We start from the raw sequence: 15,228 nt of genomic DNA on the forward strand, positions 1-15,228 counted from the left end.
GTCACTAATCAACGTTCAGAGTTGGTATAATCATCTTCAACATTACACACTACCGCCGATTCACAGCCATGGTGCTGATGGCTTAATTATTCCGAGACGTACTGATGGATATCACTCAGCTTCAAACCGGGCTAAACAACAAATTCACCGCAGATCGGATTGTTTTCTGGCACGATCCAGAACAGAGCTTTACTGCACAGCTTACAGAGCTCGCCATACTGTGGAACGGGTTGCCAGTAACAGTGCTCAATATGGCAGAGCAGTCACAGCTTCAAACTCGCAAACGCATTGAAATCGATGAACCCATGCAGGGATTCCTTCTCTACTGGCCCAGTTCAGAACCATCACCAGCTAAAGACTGGTTGCTCGATATACGTCGTTATAGCACCACTTTTTATGCTGATGCAGCCTCAATTCTGCTTAATGACCTCGGTCTCGCCAATATGGCGCTCCGCGACCACATCGCGTCACGTAAAAGCTTTTTCGCCAACAAAGAGCGTACTGCAGCCTTTAAACGTCGCCTGGACGGCCGTGGCGGTATAGAAGATCCGCTATCACTTGATATGAAGATGATAAGTGTCGTGCTGGCCTGTCATGCTCAGATTGCCGAAATAATGAAAAGCATTGGCGATCGGTTACTTGAGAATGCTGAAACCGCTCTTGTTCCGCTAGAACAGCATGGATTACTGCCTGCATTTTGGCATTTAATGAACCGTGAATATGGATACCATATAGCTGAAGGGACAGAACCATCACTACGCGAACTGATTCGTAAGTTACTGGTGAGCGAATGCTACGAACAGCTTGATTCCAAAGAACGTCCTGTCTGGCTACAGTCACAACTATTAGCCACGCCTACCGGGCGCGCGAATGCCATGGCTCTGCTATCTGGCTGGCGTGATTCTAATCAGTACAGTAGCCATTTTGCCGAAATCTCTGCACAGGTAGCAGAGCAGCTCGAACTTGCTTCACGCCTGACAACGCAAGATATCTGGCTCTGGGGAGAGGTCGAAGGTTTTGAAGCGGTCGAGCAAGGTTTGATCCGTGAGCTGATATCTGGATTAAACAACGGCGATCTGAGCCTGAATAGAGTAGAGTTTACCCAACTGATATCTCGCCGTCGACATGGGTTCTGGGCCAGAACTGTACCTAAATATGCTTATATTTATCACGCGCTGCAACAAGCCGAATTGCTGCTGGAACTACGTCGTTCCAAACCAGATGGTTTTCATTACTCCTCGGCGCAAGAAATGTATCTGGCCTATGAAGCTGAATTGTTCCAGTTTGATGCAGCCTATCGCCTGTTTAATGAAGCACTATTGCACCTACAGGGACAATCGGTCGAAGTGCTGGCTGTACTGGCCAGTAAAATCGAAGATCTGTATGTAAACTGGTATCTCTATCAGCTTGGGCTAACATGGGATGGTTTGTTAGCTAAAGAGCAGCTACTTGATAACTGGCAGTTGGGTCTCCCTTCGCAGCATCGCTTCTATGATACTGTCATCAAACAACGCTTTACCCAGAGCGGGGTCAAGCGCCAGTTTGTGATTATCAGTGATGCCTTACGCTATGAAGTGGCTCATGAGCTCCAGGGACAGATAAATGAAGCCAAACGCTTCTCTGCACAGCTCAAGAGCCAACTTGGGGTACTACCTAGCTATACGCAACTTGGCATGGCCGCCCTACTCCCCCATGAGCAACTTGACTATGCCGCTACCAGCTCAACAGTATTAGTTGATGGACAGAGCAGCTCGGGTTTAGAAAATCGCAGCACTATTCTCAGTAAGGTGGGTGGTATAGCGATTTCGGCCAAAAGTCTGCTGAGCTGGACCCGGGCAGAAGCTAACGAGGCGGTTGGTGACGCAAAGGTAATCTACGTCTATCACGATGTCATCGATGCTCAGAGTGAATCTCAGAAAAGTGAGCTCAAGACATTCATTCATGCCCGCCAGGCTATAGACGAACTGAATGGACTCATCAACAAAATTATCAATGGGTTTGGCGTTACTCGCGTAGTTATCACAGCCGATCATGGATTCTTATTCCAACAGGCCTCAGTTGAAAACGGGGTAAAATCGCCTCTGAAACACGAACCATCTGGAACTCTGGAAGCTTCAAAACGCTATCTCCTTGCTCGCAATTTACCAACAAACGAAGATGTCTGGCATGGGCAATTACGTAATATTGTTGGTGGTAACTCTGATGTGGAATTCTGGCTTCCGAAAGGAGTAAGCCGTTTCCATTTTGTTGGTGGAGCCCGCTTCGTCCATGGTGGTGCAATGTTGCAAGAGGTCTGTGTTCCAATACTTGAAGTACAAGAGCTGCGTGGCAAGAAACAAGCTCTACATGAAAAAACCAAAGTCGACATAGTTCCGGCATACCAACCCATTAAGCTGGTAAATGTGATCGATAAAATCCGCTTCCTGCAGACCGATGCCGTCGATGAACGTCATAAATCAAGAATGGTTCGTTTCTCGGTGGTAGATAGTTCAGAACAAACCGTGTCAGCTATTGAGAAGCTACTCTTTGAAGCGACTTCAAGTAATCTCGATCAGCGCCAGCAAGACGTGCGTTTAAAACTGACCGGTGCTCAATTTGACCGCAAGGCGCAGTATCAATTGCTGCTCGTTGATGATGAGGATGGTATTGAAATGGCACGCTATCCAGTCACTATTGATTTGGCAATCCAGGATGAATTCGGTTTTTAATGGCTCGCAAAATAGCGATCCTGCGGATGTGATAAGTAAATTCTAATGTTGGGTGCCAGCTAATCAGTACCCGGGAGCAATACCAGATGCCACATGATGAGATAAATCCTACTGAAGGTGAGTTTGTAGGAAAGGAAACCGCACAAGAGCCAGCGGTGAATGTCACACATATCACGAACAATGTAGTAATCCAGCAGATGGACGTTTACACGGAGAAGCTTGCCCAGCCGAGCGGAACTACTGTTGATGAGGCTTCTATGCTCAGCATTGACGATGAGTTATCTCAGCATGCCAGCATGGATCTTGATGCCCGTCTGAATCGTTACTTTAAGGGTAAAGTTGTCCGTAAGGATTTGACCAAACAGCTAAAAGAAGGGGCTAATGTCCCTGTCTATGTACTGGAATATCTGCTCGGTATGTACTGTGCTTCAGACGATGATGAAGTGGTACGCGAAGGTCTGGAAAACGTCAAAAAAATCCTCGCTGAGAACTATGTTCGCCCGGATGAGGCTGAGAAAGTAAAATCTCTGATTCGTGAGCGTGGTAGCTTTAAAGTGATCGATAAGATCGGAGTAAAGCTCAACCAGAAGAAAGATGTATACGAGGCTCAGCTTTCGAACCTAGGTATCAAAGATGCCGTGATCCCCGCCAACATTGTTAAAGCTAACGAGAAGCTGCTCACCGGGGGGATCTGGTGTATCGTTACTCTTAACTATTTTTATGAAGAAGGGCAAAGAATTTCGCCCTTCTCAATTTTCAACCTTAAGCCTATCCAGATGCCCTCCATGGATATGGAAGAGCTTTTTGCCGCCCGGGCTAATTTCTCAACAGACCAATGGCTGGATACCCTGATCCGCTCTATAGGCATGGAGCCAACCAATCTGAAGCAACGGGTGAAATGGCACCTGTTGACGCGGATGATCCCCTTTGTTGAGAACAACTATAACGTCTGCGAACTCGGCCCACGTGGTACCGGTAAAAGCCACGTCTATAAAGAGTGCTCGCCTAATTCATTACTAGTCTCAGGTGGCCAGACGACAGTCGCCAATCTGTTTTACAACATGAGTTCCCGGCAGGTTGGGCTGGTAGGCATGTGGGATGTGGTAGCTTTTGACGAAGTGGCTGGTATTACCTTCAAGGATAAAGATGGTGTCCAGATCATGAAGGATTACATGGCATCGGGATCTTTTTCCCGTGGCCGTGATTCTATCGAAGCCAAAGCATCCATGGTATTTGTCGGCAACATAAACCAAAGCGTAGAAACGTTAGTCAAAACCAGTCACTTGCTGGCACCTTTCCCGGAAGCGATGATCGATACAGCCTTCTTTGACCGTTTCCATGCCTATATCCCAGGCTGGGATATTCCTAAGATGCGGCCTGAATTTTTTACCAATAACTACGGTCTGATCACCGACTATCTGGCCGAATATATGCGAGAAATGCGCAAGCGTAGCTTCTCTGATGCTATCGACCGCTTCTTTAAACTCGGGAACAACCTCAACCAACGTGATGTAATCGCAGTACGCCGCACAGTCTCAGGTTTGCTCAAATTATTGTATCCTCATGGTGTGTTTGGTAAAGAGGAGGTACGTCCTTGTCTCACCTACGCATTAGAGTTACGTCGTAGAATCAAAGAGCAATTGAAAAAACTAGGCGGCATGGAGTTTTTCGATGTGCATTTCAGTTATCTCGACAACGAAACTCTTGAAGAGTTTTTCGTCAATGTACCTGAGCAAGGCGGGAGCCAGTTGATCCCCGAAGGTCTGAGTAAACCGGGAGTTGTGCACATGGTTACCAAGGGTGTCACAGGCCAACTGGGCCTGTATCGCTTCGAGACTCAGATGACCCCCGGTAATGGTAAACACACGACATCTGGCCTAGGCTCCAATACACCAGCAAAAGAAGCAATCCGTATAGGTTTTGATTATTTCAAAGGCAACCTAAATCGCATCAGTGCTACCGCCAAATTTTCCGAGCATGAATACCATCTACATGCCGTTGAGTTACATAACTCAGGCCCTAGTACCAAAACCAGCCTTGCCGCCTTGGTAGCCTTCTGTTCCATTTTGATGGGCAAGCCATTGCAAGAACAGATGGTCGTACTCGGAGATATGACACTTGGTGGTGTGGTGAATCCGGTCGATGATCTGGCTGGTAGTTTGCAACTGGCAATGGATAGTGGGGGCAAACGTGTGCTGCTGCCGATGGCATCAGCTTCTGATATCCCAACTGTGCCTGCTGAAATTTTCTCCAAATTCCAAATCAGTTTCTATGCAGATCCGGTGGATGCTGTGTATAAAGCATTAGGTGTTCAATAACGTCTAACTCATCATCAGAAACAAATAATGGGCAAAATGCCCATTACTTGTTTGAAAAATAGGTAGTTAAGATAGAACTACTTGATTCTCAATGGCGTTACTTTTTTTATTTTTTCGCAAAATCAAACGGACTTATCCCCTTCACCCGATTAGCATCCAGATAATCCGCCCACCACTGCAACATCAGTCTGCGTTCATCCAAGTGCTCGGCCTTATGGATATAAGCTGCACGTACTGAGTTACGCTCCTGGTGACTCATCTGCCGCTCTACCACCGCATCTCTCGACCACAGCCCCGACTCAATCAACGAACTACACGCCATCGTTCTGAAACCATGCCCACAGACTTCCGTTTTGGTGTCATAGCCCATAACTCGCAAAGCCTTGTTCACCGTGTTCTCACTCATGGGTTTACGGGGATCGTGATCGCCTACGAAAATCAGCTCTCGATTCCCATTCATGCTTTTAATCTTTTCCAGAATAGTTAAGGCTTGCCGCGACAAAGGAACAAGATGAGGAGTCCGCATCTTTGAACCACGTTGAGAATGCTTAACACCTTCCAGCGGTTCACGCTCACCCGGAATCGTCCACGTGGCCGTATCAAAATCCACTTCAGACCAGCGAGCAAAACGCAGCTCGCTTGAACGGATGAAAACTAACAACGTGAGTTCGACAGCCAGCCAGGTTAACGGCCTGCCAGAATAGTGATCGATGCGGTGAAGCAATTCAGGAATGCGATTAAGCTCCAGAGCCGCACGATGCTGTCTTTTCGCCGTAGCAACTGCACCAGCAATCTCCTGCGCGGGGTTCTAGTCGATTAAACCGCTCTGCACAGCAAAGCGCATAATCGCGGTAGTACGCTGCTGTAAACGGGCGGCGACTTCAAGTCGCCGGATGACTCGACGGCTTTGATGGGTACAAGAAGATCCCGAGTTTTAAGCTCCGTAATGTTCCGCTTACCAATGGCAGCAAAGAGATTATCTTCAAGGCTTTTCAATGCACGAGCGCTATGCGATGCCGACCATTTCTTATTACTGGCATGCCAGTCTCTGGCGACTACTTCAAACGTTATCTCCTCTTGCTCCAGCTCTACCTTAACGGCTTTCTTGTTCTCACTGGGATCGACGCCATTAGCTAATAGTCTACGGGCTTCATCCCGGTGTGCCCTGGCATCTGCCAGCGAAACTTCAGGATATTTCCACAACGCCAGATCTTCTCTATACCACCGAAGCGATAACGAAGCCGTCAGTACTAGGAGCCATGAGGGTGAACCAGCAAAACCATGCCTTCACCGTCAGTCAGCTTAAAGGCTTTGTCTTCAGGCTCAGCCTAACGAACCTTCACATCACATAGAGCCATGATGAGTATCCTTTCAAGGTTTCGTGTGGGTAGAAACATTATCGAACCGGGATATACCCGCAGTTGTGCCCGCATCAGTAAGTTGATGTAGATTGAATAAGGTTGGTTTAGGGTGAGAAAAAAACGAGAAAAACCTTGCGGATACTGGATTCCAGACACAAAAAAAGCCGCCCTCAGGCAGCTTCTTAGTCCAACAACTCACTTCACTTGGTGCCGAAGGCCGGACTCGAACCGGCACATCTTTCGATGGTTGATTTTGAATCAACTGCGTCTACCGATTTCGCCACTTCGGCACTGAAGAGGATGCGGAAAACGTTGGGGATTATACCGTTACGTGCCCAGCAAGCAACCCAATTCCGCTGTGATGTGCGCTAAGCGGCGAAAAAACACACGGAAGCCAGTAAACCCGCGCTTTCCAACTGCCAGAATCCTCCCAAACCGCCTTCCACTTATGTTTCCGTCGGAACTTTCTCATCCGCACCGCCTCTTAACAGCACGAAGCATAAAACCCAACCGAGGTCGAAATGAAAAAGCGCCATATCGCCTGCGCCCTGGCAGCCCTGCTGCTGGCGGGCAATGCGTCAGCCGCAAGCTGGCAGGATCAACTGAGCAGTGCCGCCAACCAGCTGAGCCAGCAAAACAACGGTGCAGCAGGTCAGCAGAACGGCGGGCTGTCGATGTCCTCCATTACCAGCCTGCTGAACAGCAACGACAAAGCCATGAGCGCCAACAGCATGACCAATGCCGCCGGCGTGATGCAGTATTGCGTGGAGCACAACGTGGTGAAAAACAACGTGCAGTCGGTAAAAGACCAGGTGCTGAGCAAGCTGGGCCTGAATACCACGGCGGCGCAGGAGCAGAAACCGGATTACACCCAGGGCGTGGCCGGGCTGCTGAACACCGGCAATGGCCAGCAACTGAACCTGCAAAGCCTCAGCAACTCGCCGATGGGCGAGAAGCTCAAAACCAAAGCCTGTGACGTGGTGCTGAAACAGGGTAAAAACTTTATTTCCTGACAGCCGCCTGCCAGCCCCGCGCTGGCAGGTTTATCGCCCCTTCTTACTCGCTTTTTTACCGCCAGTCAGTCCCCCGCCCGCTGTCTGCATCACCTTGTATCGCAACACGTTAAGTCATAAGTTTTCCTTCCTAATGCGTTGGGCGCTATAGTGATGTTTTGGATTTGAACAGGACAGCACGCATGAAAGGTATCAACATCGCAATTTACTTCGATCCAGACCTGATCACAGCCTGCGTAAATGCGTCAGAAGGGAGCTATGTAAACAAAAAGTTCGAGTACGACGATGGGGTGATCGAAGAGATCTACCAGTGGCTCGAAGAGTACGATCCCAACCGCACGCATATCTGTCTGATTGAAAACGAAAGCGCCGAGCTGCTGGCCGACGAGCTGGTGGATAACGGTTATCACGTCCATCAGGTGACCATCCACCAGCTGCTGACCTGGTTCGCCGCCGAACCGCCCAAGTCCCCCGATGGCACGCCGATGCGCCTGATGCTGCGCTATATGGCAGAAGAGCATCCGCGCGAATATGAATCCCGCACGCCGCAGACCGAAGCGTTGATGGAGATGTTCGACGAGCTGGACGCGCTGGAGATGGTGGAAGATAACGAAGACGAAGATAACCTGCCCGCCGACCTGCTGCGCAGCATGAAGAAGCACAAAATCAGCGCCAGCGATGCGGCACAGCGCCTGATCCCCGACGTAAACGAACGTATACGCGAGCACCTGATGCAGTACCCGGAGCTGATGACGCCGGAGATCCTGCAAGACTTCTTCCCGGAGCTGCTGGAAGCGCTGGAACGGCCCAAACACTAAGCAGGATAAGGCATGCTGGAGTTAATCAAAGCAATTGGGTTGGGGCTGGTGGTGATACTGCCGCTCGCCAACCCGCTCACCACCGTGGCGCTGTTTTTGGGCCTGGCCGGTGAGATGAATTTTCAGGAGCGCAACCGCCAGGCGCTGCAGGCGAGCATCTATGTGTTCGCCATCATGATGGTGGCCTGGTACGCAGGCAGCGCGGTGCTGCACACGTTCGGCATCTCCATTCCGGGGCTGCGCATCGCGGGCGGGCTGATCGTGGCGTTTATTGGTTTTCGGATGCTGTTTCCGGCGAAGCCGGTGGGCCATTCGGTTGAAGCTAAGCACAAGCACGATGAGCTGGAAACCGCGCAGGAACCGGTGAACATCGCCTTTGTGCCGCTGGCGATGCCGAGCACGGCCGGGCCAGGGACGATCGCGATGATCATCTCCTCGGCCTCTACCGTGCGCAGCGGGGTGGATTTCCCTGCCTGGGTACTGAACGTCGCGCCGGTGCTGACGTTCCTGGTGGTGAGCGTGATTTTATGGATTTCCCTGCGCAGTTCAGGGGCGATCATGCGCCTGGTGGGCAAAGGCGGCATCGAGGCGATCTCCCGCCTGATGGGCTTTTTGCTGGTCTGCATGGGCGTCCAGTTCATTATTAACGGCGTGCTGGAAGTCATTCATAACTTCCACTGACGGCCTGAGCCGCCCGCATCATGGCGGCCTGTCACCTAAGACAAATCGGCTAAGACAAATCGGCTAAGACGAAACTGGCATAGCTCAGAACAAACCGGCATTTTGACCTGCTCTGGCGCGGGTTACAGTAGGGTTATCAATCATTAAGGATAACCGCTATGCGCAAACCGCTGCTCCTGCTTACCGCCCTTGCTCTCTCCTCTGCCGCCCACGCGGCAACGCCGAAAGATACATTTGTGGTCGCCGTGCCGCTGGACGGCATTATCAGTTTCGATCCGGCGGAAAGCTTTGAAACCGTCAGCAACAGCAGCCTGCGTAATATCTATCAGACGTTACTGGAGCCAGACCATCAGGATCCGCAGAAGCTGGCCCCGCTGGCGGCCCTGCGCTGGCAGGCGGGCAAAACCCCGCACAGCCTGGTGTTTGACCTGAATCCGCAGGCGCGTTTTGCCAGCGGCAATCCGTTAACGGCGCAGGATGTGGTGTTCTCCTTTACCCGCGCGGTGAAGCTGAACAAAGCGCCCTCGTTTATCCTCGGGGAATTTGGCTGGACGCCGGAGAACATCGATCAGCAGTTCACCGTGATCAACGATCATCAGCTTGAGCTGCGCTGGCCGGCAGAGATCGGGCAGGATCTGGCCCTGCGCCTGTTGACCGCGCCGGTCTCCTCCATCGTTGACAGCAAGCTGGCGCAGTCGCATGCCGCCAATAACGACTTCGGCAATGGCTGGCTGAAAACCCACTCGGCGGGCAGCGCGGCCTACGCAATCAAGCAGTTCGTGCCCCTGCAGGCGCTGGTGCTGGAGGCCAATCCCAACAGCACGCAGAAAGCGCACCTGAAACGGGTGTTGCTGAAAGGCGTGGCCGATCCGGGCACCCGTCGGCTGCTGATCCAGCAGGGCGATGTGGATGCGGCGTACCAGCTGGGGCCGGATCAGCTGGCCTCGCTGAAAAGCGATCCCAACGTGCACATTGCCGCCTTTCCCTCCAGCCTGATCTACTATCTCGGCTTTAACACCAAAAGTACGCAGCAGCCTGCGCTGGGCAACCCGGCCTTATGGCAGGCCGCGCGCTGGCTGGTGGACTACGACAGCCTGGCGAATCAGCTGCTGAAGGGGCAATATCGCGTACACCAGAGCTTCCTGCCCCAGGGCTTTGACGGCGCGCTGGAGACCAAACCGTTCCACTACGATGTCGAGAAGGCCAAAGCGATATTAGCCAAAGGCGGCATTAAGCCCGGCGCGCATATCGCGCTGTCGGTGGTGAATCAGCCGCCTTATATCGATATTGCCCAGGCGCTGCAGTCGAGCTTTGCGAAGGCGGATGTAAATCTGGATATCCAGCCGGTGGCGGAATCCGAGCTGTGGAGCAAGATGCGTAGCCGCAACTTCGAATCCATCTTTACCTACTGGGGCGCGGACTACATCGATCCCAATACCAACGCCAGCACCTTCGCCTATAACGTGCCGAACGGCAGCAAAACCCTGGCCTGGCGCGTAGGCTGGGATATTCCGGAACTGAGCGCCCTGACGCGCAAAGCCGCCGGAGAAAGCGATGCTGAGAAGCGCCGGGCCGATTACGTCTCGCTGCAACAGCAGCTTCAGCAGAACTCGCCTTACGTGGTGATGCTGCAGGGCGAGGTGCAGGTGGCGCTGCGCAAGAACGTGACGCACGCACAACAGGGGATTGGCGTCACGCTGCTGAATTTTGAAGAGGTGGAGAAGTAAATTTCAGGGCGGCAGCACTTAATCTTTACTCACGTCTGCCGCCCCGCTGGCTATGCTTAACGCATGACTGACTGTTTATGAGTGCCGCGCTATGACCGCTCCCCTGCTTATCGCCCAAACCCCTGACGTTCAACTGCACCTGCTGCCACAGATGGCAAACCGCCACGGCCTGATCACCGGCGCCACCGGCACAGGAAAAACCGTGACGCTGCAAAAGCTGGCGGAATCCTTCTCTGCCATCGGCGTGCCGGTGTTTATGGCGGATGTGAAAGGCGATTTAACCGGCGTGGCGATGGCAGGCCAGAGCAGCGAAAAGCTGCAGGCGCGGCTGGCCAACATCGGTGTGACCGACTGGCAGCCAACCAGCAGCCCGGTGGTGCTGTGGGATATTTTCGGTGAAAAAGGCCATCCGGTGCGCGCGACGGTGTCGGATCTGGGGCCGCTGATGCTGGCGCGGCTGCTGAATCTGAACGAGGTGCAGAGCGGCGTGCTGCAGATCATCTTCCGCATTGCCGACGATCAGGGCCTGCTGCTGCTGGATTTTAAAGATCTGCGCGCCATGACACAGTACATCGGCGATAACGCGAAAAGCTTTCAGACGCAGTACGGCAACATTAACAGCGCCTCAGTGGGCGCGATCCAGCGCGGGCTGCTGGCGCTGGAGGAGCAAGGCGCAGAGCACTTCTTTGGCGAGCCGATGCTGGAGATTAGCGACTGGATGCGCGTTGACAGCAACGGCAAAGGCGTTATTAACATCCTGTCGGCCGAGAAGCTGTATCAGATGCCCAAACTTTACGCGACCAGCCTGCTGTGGATGCTGTCAGAGCTGTATGAGCACCTGCCGGAAGCGGGCGATCTGGATAAACCGAAGCTGGTGTTCTTCTTTGATGAGGCGCACCTGCTGTTTAACGAGGCGCCGCCGGTGCTGCTGGAGAAGATTGAGCAGGTAATCCGCCTGATCCGCTCCAAAGGCGTGGGGATCTGGTTCGTGACGCAGAATCCGGCGGACATTCCCGACAGCGTGCTGGGCCAGCTAGGCAACCGGGTGCAACATGCGCTGCGCGCCTTTACCCCGCGCGATCAAAAAGCGGTGAAAACCGCCGCCGAAACCCTGCGCGCCAATCCGGCGTTTACGACCGTGGAGGCGATACAGGCGCTGGGCACCGGCGAAGCTCTGATCTCCTTTCTGGATGCCAAAGGCAGCCCGTCGGTAGTGGAGCGGGCGATGGTGATTGCACCCGGCTCGCGCATGGGGCCGGTGAACAAGGACGAGCGCAACGGGCTGATCAACCATTCTCCGCTGTCGGGCAAGTACGACACAGAAGTTGATCGGGAATCGGCTTACGAACGTCTGCAACAGGGCGTGCAGGCCGCCAGTGACAAGGCCAATGCGCCCGAAGCCAAAGGCAATGCGGTGGCAGTGGATGACGGCATTCTGGGGGGATTAAAAGACATTCTGTTTGGCAGCACCGGTCCGCGCGGCGGCAAGCGGGATGGCGTGGTGCAAACCATGGCAAAAAGCGCGGGGCGTCAGATTACTAACCAGATCGTTCGCGGCGTGCTGGGCAGCCTGTTTGGCGGACGTCGTCGGTAAAATACGGTGGCAGCCGGGCTGCCACCTCAACGCTACTTGTGTTTCCAGCTGGTGGACACCGGATTGGTGACGGTGTTCTTTTCCTGGGTGTAAGTGCCGTTCTGCTGGGCAATCGCCTCGCCGGTATCAACAATCGCGTTCTGAATAAACACGTTCTGCTTGTCGCCGCGCACAAAGGTCAGCTGATGGAAGGCGGTTTTGTTGCCCCAGTCGGTGGAAGGCAGCGAGATAAAGCGCACCGTGAAGGTCTCATCATCAAACTTACCCTGCATCACGTAAACGCCGTAGTGGTTTTCGCCCTGCGAGATGATTTTATAGGTGCCGTTGTCGTAGTAATAAATTTCGGCATCGGGGAAGGGTTTTTTGTCGTACATTTTGCGGTAATGCAGCACCTGCTTAATGGTGGGCTGCCCGAAGCTGACGGTCAGGTTTTTACCATCCTGCGAGGTTGTCAGCCCTTCCGCCTGCGCGGATACGCCACTCATTAACATCAACAGACTTGCGGTTGCCGTTGCGATTGCTTTCACGTGAATTCTCCTGGTCTGGTTCCATGGATAGGGTGCGTCAACAAATTGAGATACCGCACAGTGCATTGCGGTTGAGCCCAGAGTAAATTGAACAATTAATGCAAATAAGCCACTCAAGAACATCCACTTTCTTAACAAATTTTCCACGGCATGCGCCAGTCGTGCGCTAAATCTGAGTGACAAGCGCCGGATAAAGCGTGCTATGGGTGCGCTGCTGCGAGGATAACCAATAGCAATTTTGCAGGGCGTTAACGATCAGAAATGTCGCATACTTTCACCATGTCTGACATGCATCCCCGTGGCTATCGCCATCATGAAACGGTAATGGCCAGGCTATCCACTGTCACGCTCGCTTTTTCCCCCTGCGCTCCGCATTGATAATGAGCTTAACGATATACGCTGAACTGACATTTCTATGACAGTTCTGCGCTTTTACGTACAGAAATCAGGTTGGGGTGATGTTCTCGCTGCCCGCTCAGAGGCATAAATTATGCGAATTCGCGTTGAAAGGGTCAAAACGAAGATTGATTGTACAACTTCAAAAAAGGGACTATATTCCCATCATTGAACCAAAATTGGGAATTTAGTCCCGGATGATAGGTTGATGGCAAAACGAGATTTGCACAATGTGTTGTTTCCCAGGCAACGCAAAATCCTCATGCACTTTGGTGAGGATTTGCTATTGGCGATGAAACGCCGTGGCTTCACCAAAAAATTGCTATGCGAGCGAACCGGTTTTGATCATAAGACGATAAACAAGGCCTTCGCAGGCGATCCGGGCGTTGCCATTGGCACCTATTTAAAAATCATGGCTGTGCTGGGAATGGAAAACAATTTTGCAGAAATGGCGGCTCACGATGAGGTCGGTATCAAGCTGCAAAACATTAAACTGCTGGAAGGTTCAAAATGAGTCGTGAAAGCATTGAGGTCTATGCAAACTGGCAACCCATAGAGAAACCTTTATTGCTGGGCCACCTTTCTTACAGTGATTCCAGTCGTGGCGGTGTATTCAGCTTTTCATATGACAACGCATTTTTAACCTCTCCCCACCGTTTGCAAATCGATCCTATGCTGACGCTTCACTCAGGGGAACTCTACAACGACGAAGCAAATAAAAACTTCCGCGCTTTTCTCGATTCGTCACCCGATCGCTGGGGGCGTATTTTGATGCAGCGTCGCGCAGCGATTGAAGCGCGTAAGGGCATGCGGGCGAATAGTCGACTGACTGAGCTGGATTATCTTCTGGGCGTACATGATGCTTATCGAATGGGCGGTATTCGATTCAGGAAATCAGGATGCGATGATTTTCTGGATAACAACAGTGATTTTGCCGCCCCGCCAATCGCGGCGCTGCGAGAATTAGAGCATGCCGCCCTACAAATTGAAAAAGATGAAAATATTGATAGTGATGAATATTACGCCTGGTTGAAAATGCTGATTTCACCGGGGTCATCATTAGGCGGAGCAAGGCCAAAAGCCTGTGTGACCGATGAGAATAACCAGCTGTGGATCGCCAAGTTTCCCAATACCACAGACACCTGTGACATCGGTGCATGGGAGATGGTGTGCCATCAGTTGGCCATCGCGGCTGGCGTTAATATGTCTCCTGCCGAAATCAGGCGGTTTTCATCAACACACCATACCTTTTTAACTCGCCGCTTCGATCGCGAGGGTGAAAAGCGGATTCATTTTTCATCGGCAATGACACAGCTTCACTACTATGATGGTGAGCAGTCGCAGGGGGCCAGTTATTTAGAAATCGCCGAATTTCTCTCCACCCAGGGCGCGCAAACAAAAGCCGATTTAGCCCAGCTATGGCGCAGAATCGTGTTGAATATTGCCGTATCGAATACTGACGACCATCTGCGCAATCACGGTTTTTTGCTCACACGGCAGGGTTGGACGTTATCACCGGCTTATGACGTAAACCCGATTGTCGGCAAGCAAGGGCTTCATCTCAATATTAATGATTCAGACAACGCGCTCGATTACCGACTCGCTTTTGAGGTAAAAGATTTCTTCAGGCTGTCACAGAGTGACGCAACGAAAATCTATGATGAGGTGCTGAGCGCGGTGAAGTCGTGGCGACATGTTGCTAAGGGCTTAGGCATTGGCCGGGCCGAGCAAGCCCTACAGGAATCGGCATTCAACGCCTGACATCATAATGGGAATTTATTCCCATTAGGTAGCGATAAATGGGATTATAGTCCTTTTTTTGTCGGCAATGTACCTTACTTCCCAGAGTCAGTGCGCTGCTGGAGACCTGATTCGTTTCGGCTGCCCGCCGCCGGTTAACCCGTGATTTAACCCTGATCCGTTTCGTGCATTGAATCCTGTTTCTAATGCCGGGCACCTGATTCACGAAAGCCGTTATCCTGGGGATAAATTTTGGTGTGATTCATCTCACTACTCATCTACTTTGTCGCAAATTTACTGCGTTAAACAAGCCCCATTCTGATCGGGGTAACACGGGCGCAAACC

General features: G+C 52.0%; 12 protein-coding genes and 1 tRNA gene. 9 read left to right on the top strand and 4 right to left on the bottom strand.

What is annotated here, in order from left to right; all coding sequences use genetic code 11:
• Positions 1 to 104 precede the first annotated feature (104 nt).
• Complete coding sequence (gene pglZ, locus ACPXSQ_RS15915; RefSeq protein ID WP_097563838.1) at positions 105 to 2,708, top strand: BREX-1 system phosphatase PglZ type A; 2,604 nt, start codon at positions 105 to 107, stop codon at positions 2,706 to 2,708.
• Positions 2,709 to 2,965: 257 nt separating this feature from the next.
• Positions 2,966 to 5,026 carry a protease Lon-related BREX system protein BrxL gene (gene brxL / locus ACPXSQ_RS15920; RefSeq protein ID WP_426144175.1) on the top strand — a complete coding sequence of 687 codons (2,061 nt, stop codon included), beginning with the start codon at positions 2,966 to 2,968 and terminating at the stop codon, positions 5,024 to 5,026.
• Between the two features lie 106 nt (positions 5,027 to 5,132).
• Here the strand turns inward: brxL and ACPXSQ_RS15925 are convergent, their stop codons facing one another.
• The 3 genes from ACPXSQ_RS15925 to ACPXSQ_RS15935 all read right to left on the bottom strand — a co-directional run bounded on the left by ACPXSQ_RS15925 (position 5,133) and on the right by ACPXSQ_RS15935 (position 6,677).
• A complete protein-coding gene (locus ACPXSQ_RS15925) occupies positions 5,133 to 5,750 on the bottom strand; it encodes a tyrosine-type recombinase/integrase (protein ID WP_426144148.1) in 618 nt (205 codons plus the stop codon).
• Between the two features lie 92 nt (positions 5,751 to 5,842).
• The gene (locus ACPXSQ_RS15930) at positions 5,843 to 6,274 is read right to left on the bottom strand and encodes a tyrosine-type recombinase/integrase (RefSeq protein ID WP_426144176.1); all 432 of its coding nucleotides are present in this window, start codon (positions 6,272 to 6,274) and stop codon (positions 5,843 to 5,845) included.
• Positions 6,275 to 6,592: 318 nt separating this feature from the next.
• Positions 6,593 to 6,677: transfer RNA gene (locus ACPXSQ_RS15935), tRNA-Leu, on the bottom strand.
• Positions 6,678 to 6,908: 231 nt separating this feature from the next.
• Between ACPXSQ_RS15935 and ACPXSQ_RS15940 the strand changes: the two genes are divergently transcribed.
• The 5 genes from ACPXSQ_RS15940 to ACPXSQ_RS15960 all read left to right on the top strand — a co-directional run bounded on the left by ACPXSQ_RS15940 (position 6,909) and on the right by ACPXSQ_RS15960 (position 12,220).
• Positions 6,909 to 7,400: a DUF2501 domain-containing protein gene (locus tag ACPXSQ_RS15940; RefSeq protein WP_006121821.1), complete on the top strand. Its 492-nt coding sequence runs from the start codon at positions 6,909 to 6,911 to the stop codon at positions 7,398 to 7,400.
• A 182-nt stretch (positions 7,401 to 7,582) separates the two neighbouring features.
• Entirely contained in the window at positions 7,583 to 8,218 is a 636-nt protein-coding gene (locus tag ACPXSQ_RS15945; protein ID WP_006121820.1) for a hypothetical protein, read from the top strand.
• Between the two features lie 12 nt (positions 8,219 to 8,230).
• Complete coding sequence (locus ACPXSQ_RS15950; protein WP_013024411.1) at positions 8,231 to 8,899, top strand: MarC family NAAT transporter; 669 nt, start codon at positions 8,231 to 8,233, stop codon at positions 8,897 to 8,899.
• A 158-nt stretch (positions 8,900 to 9,057) separates the two neighbouring features.
• Positions 9,058 to 10,626, top strand: a complete 1,569-nt coding sequence (locus tag ACPXSQ_RS15955) for an ABC transporter substrate-binding protein (RefSeq protein WP_042677150.1) — start codon at positions 9,058 to 9,060, stop codon at positions 10,624 to 10,626.
• 91 nt (positions 10,627 to 10,717) lie between these two features.
• Positions 10,718 to 12,220, top strand: coding sequence for a helicase HerA-like C-terminal domain-containing protein (locus tag ACPXSQ_RS15960; protein ID WP_426144149.1), 1,503 nt, complete (start codon positions 10,718 to 10,720; stop codon positions 12,218 to 12,220).
• Positions 12,221 to 12,252: 32 nt separating this feature from the next.
• Here ACPXSQ_RS15960 and ACPXSQ_RS15965 read toward each other — a convergent pair whose 3' ends face one another.
• Complete coding sequence (locus ACPXSQ_RS15965) at positions 12,253 to 12,747, bottom strand: hypothetical protein (protein WP_014606710.1); 495 nt, start codon at positions 12,745 to 12,747, stop codon at positions 12,253 to 12,255.
• A 604-nt stretch (positions 12,748 to 13,351) separates the two neighbouring features.
• Here ACPXSQ_RS15965 and ACPXSQ_RS15970 point away from each other — a divergent pair.
• Positions 13,352 to 13,657, top strand: coding sequence for a helix-turn-helix domain-containing protein (locus tag ACPXSQ_RS15970; protein ID WP_014606711.1), 306 nt, complete (start codon positions 13,352 to 13,354; stop codon positions 13,655 to 13,657).
• Positions 13,654 to 14,904, top strand: a complete 1,251-nt coding sequence (locus tag ACPXSQ_RS15975; protein WP_072404375.1) for a type II toxin-antitoxin system HipA family toxin — start codon at positions 13,654 to 13,656, stop codon at positions 14,902 to 14,904. The genes ACPXSQ_RS15970 and ACPXSQ_RS15975 overlap by 4 nt, the downstream gene beginning before the upstream one ends.
• Positions 14,905 to 15,228 lie beyond the last annotated feature (324 nt).

Origin of the sequence: Pantoea sp. EEL5 (assembly GCF_049892805.1) — a bacterium.
In the GTDB taxonomy this organism is placed as follows: domain Bacteria; phylum Pseudomonadota; class Gammaproteobacteria; order Enterobacterales; family Enterobacteriaceae; genus Pantoea; species Pantoea ananatis.

What these genes read in the sequence shown, in the direction of transcription:
- ACPXSQ_RS15975 (WP_072404375.1), top strand. Translation starts at nt 13,654, where the DNA reads ATGAGTCGTGAAAGCATTGAGGTCTATGCAAACTGGCAACCCATAGAG.
- ACPXSQ_RS15945 (WP_006121820.1), top strand. Translation starts at nt 7,583, where the DNA reads ATGAAAGGTATCAACATCGCAATTTACTTCGATCCAGACCTGATCACA.
- brxL (WP_426144175.1), top strand. Translation starts at nt 2,966, where the DNA reads ATGCTCAGCATTGACGATGAGTTATCTCAGCATGCCAGCATGGATCTT.
- ACPXSQ_RS15960 (WP_426144149.1), top strand. Translation starts at nt 10,718, where the DNA reads ATGACCGCTCCCCTGCTTATCGCCCAAACCCCTGACGTTCAACTGCAC.
- ACPXSQ_RS15940 (WP_006121821.1), top strand. Translation starts at nt 6,909, where the DNA reads ATGAAAAAGCGCCATATCGCCTGCGCCCTGGCAGCCCTGCTGCTGGCG.
- ACPXSQ_RS15950 (WP_013024411.1), top strand. Translation starts at nt 8,231, where the DNA reads ATGCTGGAGTTAATCAAAGCAATTGGGTTGGGGCTGGTGGTGATACTG.
- ACPXSQ_RS15955 (WP_042677150.1), top strand. Translation starts at nt 9,058, where the DNA reads ATGCGCAAACCGCTGCTCCTGCTTACCGCCCTTGCTCTCTCCTCTGCC.
- pglZ (WP_097563838.1), top strand. Translation starts at nt 105, where the DNA reads ATGGATATCACTCAGCTTCAAACCGGGCTAAACAACAAATTCACCGCA.
- ACPXSQ_RS15970 (WP_014606711.1), top strand. Translation starts at nt 13,352, where the DNA reads ATGGCAAAACGAGATTTGCACAATGTGTTGTTTCCCAGGCAACGCAAA.